We start from the raw sequence: 3971 nt of genomic DNA, 5'->3' as shown, positions 1-3971 counted from the left end.
ACTGGTACCGGAACCTGCGTCACACGGTCCTCTTCGAGCAGGCCACGCGCGGTCTGCTCGCCGAGGGACACACCCTGTTCCTGGAGATGAGCCCGCATCCGGTGCTGACCGTTCCGGTCCAGGCCGTCATCGACGACACGGACTCCGACGCCGCCGCGCTCGGCTCTCTCCGTCGTGACGACGGCGGTGCCCGTCGCCTGATGGCCTCGCTCGCCGAGGCGCACGTGCACGGTGTCGAGCTGGACTGGAAGGCGTTGTTCCCCGGGGCCAGGACGGTGGACTTGCCGACGTACGCCTTCCAGCGCGGCCACTACTGGCCGGAGCTCTCCGACTCCAACCATGACCTGACGCCGACGGTCGACGAGGTGGAGGCCCGTTTCTGGGAGGCGGTGGAGCGCGAGGATCTGGAGCAGCTGGCCGCCGAGCTGTCGGTCGAGGAGGACGCGGCCCAGGAGTTGGGTGCGGTGCTGCCGGTGCTGTCGGCGTGGCGGCGGCAGCGGCGGGAGAAGTCGGTGGTGGACGGCTGGCGCTACCGGGTGGTGTGGAAGCCGCTGACCGGTGTACTGCCCTCCTCGGCCGTGCTGTCGGGCCGCTGGCTGGTGGTCGTACCCGAGGAGGCTGCCGATCATCCCTGGGCCGCGGGGATCGTAGAGGCCCTGACCGAGGCGGGCGCGGAGGTCCACGAGCTGCACGTGACCGCCGGGCAGGCGGACCGGGATCAGCTGGCCGAGCAGCTGGGGCGCGTGTCGGGAGAGGGAGACATCGCCGGCGTCGTGTCCCTGCTGGCTGTAGCCGAGGAGCCCTACGGCACGCATGTCTCCCTGTCCGCCGGTCTCGCGGCCACGGCGACGCTGGTGCAGGCGCTCGGTGACGCCGGGATCGGGGCCCGGCTGTGGGCGGTGTCCAGCGGAGCGGTGTCCACGGGCCGCAGTGACGGTCTCCGCAACCCCCTTCAGGCGCAGGTGTGGGGCCTGGGACGAGTGGCCGCACTGGAATACCCCGACCGCTGGGGCGGTCTCATCGACCTTCCCGCCGCGCCTGACAAGCGCTCGGGTGCACGGCTGGCCGGGATTCTGGCCGGAGTCGGCGACGAGGACCAGCTCGCGGTACGTGGCTCCGGCATCTTCGTACGGCGACTGGTCAACGCCGAACCGTCGCTGCGGTCGGAGTGGGTGGCGCGGGGTACTGCGCTGGTCACGGGTGGTACGGGTGCTGTCGGTGGGCATGTGGCGCGCTGGCTGGCGCGCAACGGTGCCGGGCATCTGGTCCTCACCAGCCGTCGCGGCCTAGAGGCGCCCGGCGCGGCCGAACTGAAGGCTGAGCTGGAGGAGTTGGGCGCTCGGGTCACCGTCGCCGCGTGTGATGTGGCCGACCGGGACGCGGTGGCGGGGCTGCTGGAGCGGCTCGCCGAGGACGGCCACACCCTGCGGTCCGTGTTCCATGCGGCCGGGGTCGGGCAGGGACAGCCATTGGCCGAGATGTCCGTGGCGGACATGGCCGAGGTCCTGGAAGGCAAGATCGCCGGTGCGGTCCATCTGGATGAACTGCTGGACGGTGCCGAACTTGACGCCTTCGTACTGTTCTCCTCCAACTCCGGAGTGTGGGGCGGTGGTGGACAGGGCGCCTACGCCGCAGCCAACGCCTGCCTCGACGCCCTGGCCGAGCGGCGCCGGGCGCGTGGGCTGACGGCGACGTCCGTTGCCTGGGGTCTGTGGGCCGGCGGCGGCATGGCCGGTGAGGACGGCGAGGAGCATCTGCGCCGTCGTGGTCTGCGGGCGATGGCTCCGGAGCTGGCGGTGCTGGCGCTGGCGCAGGCGGTGGCGCACGACGAGACGTTCCTCGCCGTGGCCGACGTCGACTGGGAGCGGTTCGTACCGGCGTTCACCTCGCAGCGGCCCAGCCCGCTCGTCGGGGACATCCCGGAGGTGCGCAGGCACCTGGAGACCGCGGCCGGCGGCGAGACGGGAACGGGCGACGACGAGACGGGCTCTTCGGAGCTGCGCCGCCGCCTGCTGTCGCTGACGGAGCCGGAGCGGGAGGCGCTGCTGCTGGATCTGGTACGAACGCATGCCGCGGCCGTGCTCGGCTATGACGGGCCGGAGTCGGTGGACGCCCAGCGGGCCTTCCGGGAGCTCGGCTTCGACTCGCTGACGGCGGTGGAGGTACGTAATCGCTTGGCCGCGGCCACCGGCCTGCGACTGCCGACCACGCTGGTCTTCGACTACCCGACGTCCACCGCGCTCGCGGGTTATCTGCGCGCGGAGGTGATGGGCGCGGACGACACGTCGGCCAGTGGCAGCGCGGTAGGGGTCAGTGCGGCGAGCATCGACGACGACCCGATAGCGATCGTCTCGATGAGCTGCCGTTACCCCGGTGGCGCCACCAGCCCCGAACAGCTCTGGAAGCTGCTGGCCGACGGGCGGGAGGCGCTCTCCGACTTCCCCGACGGCCGAGGCTGGGACCTGGACTCCCTCTACGACGCCGACCCCGATCACCGGGGCACGAGCTACGCCCGCGCCGGTGGATTCCTCCACGAGGCCGATCAGTTCGACCCCGCCTTCTTCGGCATCTCGCCGCGCGAGGCGCTGGCGATGGACCCGCAGCAGCGGCTGCTCCTGGAGACCTCCTGGGAACTCTTCGAACGCGCGGGCATCAACCCGACGACTCTGCACGGAAGCCAGGCAGGCGTCTTCATCGGAGCCTCGTCCCAGGGGTACGGCTCCGGTTTGGAGCAGACACCCGAAGGCGTGGAGGGCTACCTGCTCGCCGGTGGCGCGACCAGCGTCATCTCCGGCCGACTGGCCTACTCGTTCGGGTTTGAGGGCCCGGCGGTGACGATCGACACGGCCTGCTCGTCGTCCCTGGTCGCCCTGCACCTGGCGGCCCAGGCGCTGCGCCAGGGCGAGTGCACCCTCGCACTCGCCGGTGGCGTGACGGTGATGTCCAACCCCGGTGCCTTCATCGAGTTCAGCCGGCAGCGGGGCCTGGCGGCTGACGGCCGGTGCAAGCCGTTCGCGGAGGCTGCGGACGGCACCGGGTGGGGTGAGGGTGTCGGTCTGCTGTTGCTGGAGCGGCTGTCGGATGCCCGTCGGAACGGGCACGAGGTGCTGGCGGTGGTGCGGGGTTCGGCCGTCAATCAGGACGGTGCGAGCAATGGGCTTACGGCTCCGAACGGTCCGTCGCAGCAGCGGGTGATTCGGGCTGCGTTGGCGAGTGCCGGGCTCGTGCCGGGTGATGTGGATGCGGTGGAGGCGCACGGTACGGGCACGACGCTCGGGGATCCGATCGAGGCGCAGGCGCTGATCGCCACGTACGGGCAGGAGCGGCCCGAGGACCGGCCGCTGTGGCTCGGCTCGATCAAGTCGAACATCGGTCATACGCAGGCGGCCGCCGGTGTGGCCGGTGTGATCAAGATGGTGATGGCGATGCGGCACGGTGTGCTGCCGCAGACGCTGCACGTGGACGCGCCTACGTCTCATGTCGACTGGTCTGCCGGTGCTGTGGAGCTGCTGACCGAGGCGCGGGAGTGGCCGGAGCGGGACGGCGGTGTGCTGCGTCGGGCGGGCGTGTCGTCGTTCGGCGTGAGTGGCACGAACGCGCATGTGATCGTGGAGCAGGCGCCGGTTGAGGAGAAGGACTCTGCGGAGTCGGTGCCGGTGCCGGTGCCGGTGCCGGTGGGTGTGGTGCCGTGGCTGGTGTCGGCTCGCAGTGCGGAGGCGCTGCGTGCTCAGGCGGAGCGGTTGCGCGAGCACCTGGTGATGCACTCCGACCTGGATGTTGCCGATGTGGGTTGGTCGCTGCTGTCGGGGCGGGCGGTTCACGAGCATCGGGCGGTGGTGCTGGGGCGTCAGCGGGAGGACTTCGTCCAGGGGTCGGAGGCGTTGGTCTCCGGCGGGCCTGGGGTGGTGACTGGTGTGGTCGCTGAGGGGCGCCTTGCTGTGGTGTTCACCGGGCAGGGCAGCCAGCGGCTG

At 71.3% G+C, this 3971-nt stretch carries 1 protein-coding gene; it reads left to right on the top strand.

Translation table 11 applies throughout. The features are described from left to right. Positions 1-3971 (top strand): SDR family NAD(P)-dependent oxidoreductase (locus ACYVMZ_RS39110; RefSeq protein ID WP_461088055.1); only part of this gene is annotated, 3971 nt, incomplete at both ends.

This window comes from Streptomyces deserti (assembly GCF_054782695.1).
The sequence above is the reverse complement of the archived record's forward strand: the minus strand, read 5'-3'. Positions and strand labels throughout refer to the sequence as shown.